Annotated in this window: 2 pseudogenes; both read left to right on the plus strand. The window is 55.2% G+C overall.

The annotated features are described in order from the left end of the window. A pseudogene (locus tag HMPREF2975_RS05890) lies at nucleotides 1–291 on the plus strand (restriction endonuclease); the annotation flags it as partial. A 31-nt stretch (nucleotides 292–322) separates the two neighbouring features. Beyond that, a pseudogene (locus HMPREF2975_RS13080) lies at nucleotides 323–1,245 on the plus strand (DUF1837 domain-containing protein). Nucleotides 1,246–1,249 lie beyond the last annotated feature (4 nt).

Here is a 1,249-nt window from a genome sequence, read left to right on the forward strand (position 1 = left end):
GTTCGCTGGTGGCACCGGATCATTGAACGCAAGGGCTTTTGCCTCAACGGTCCGTTCAACCACTACCCAGATTTCGTCGTGATGACCGCTAGCGGCACCATCGTGGTTGTCGAGTCCAAGGGCGAGCATTTGAAGAACGACGATTCTAACCGCAAGATCAGGCTCGGCCGGGCGTGGGCGAACATGTCTGGCAATGACTACCGCTACTACATGGTCTTCGAAGATGGCGTCACTCCGCCTGACGGGGCGATCACTTTGTCGGAGCTCGTGCGTATCCTCGAAAAGCTGTAGGCGGGAAGGACACCTCTTGGGAGAAGACGAGATGGCACAGGCAACGATTACGCCAACGCTGCGCGGCGACACATTCGCGTCCACGTTCACCGAAGTGGCCCATTCGAACACGTTAGGTCTTCGAAACGACGAACAGTTACGCCTGTTCCATCTGTCTATCCAAAACAACCGCTTCGACCACACGGCCCTCGTCAAGTTCCTCAAACGCAACGTTGGACGCTACGTCTTCTCCCGCGCCGAATACGAAGGCTACAAACAGCGAGACGATCTCGAAGAAGTTGCTCTCGACGCGGTAAACCGGATGCGTTCACAACAAGACGGCATGGGGTTAGGTGAAATCTTGCTCTACGTCCTGCTCGAACAAATCCTCGAAGCACCCAAAGTGATGAGCAAGATCGAGCTCAACCAGGCCCGAGGCCAGATCCACAGCCGCTGTGACGCCATCCACCTACTCACACCAGACGGTCAGCGAACCACCAGCAGCATCGTGTTTGGAACCTCCAGCGTGGTCGGCAACATTGGGGATGCCATCACTGCAGCATTCGACCGCGTTGTAGATATAGAACAGAATCGCTCAGACGAGGTTCAGCTCGCCGAGCAAACTGTGTTCACCAAGACCCTCGACCCAGCAACAGCAAACTACGTCAAAGATCTGCTAATCCCGAAGCCGGGTGGAGCACCCGTGTGTTCGATACCGCTTATTCGATGTTCCTGGGCTACGACATCGGTCTCGATCCGAAGAACTATGGCAACCAGCAATATCGGGCTGCGCTCGATCAGAAAATGCAGGGAGATATCGCCGCGCACGCCCAAATCATCGCCAACGAAATCAACACCCGAAACCTCGATAACTACTCGTTCTACATTTACGTTGTGCCTCTCAACGAAGTAGACGTTGACGCGGACGCAATTATGGATGGGCTCGTGGGTGGGCCAGGTGGTAGCCATGTCTGACAAG

The sequence above is a fragment of the Actinomyces sp. HMSC065F12 genome, assembly GCF_001814535.1.
GTDB classification, from domain to species: domain Bacteria; phylum Actinomycetota; class Actinomycetes; order Actinomycetales; family Actinomycetaceae; genus Pauljensenia; species Pauljensenia radingae_A.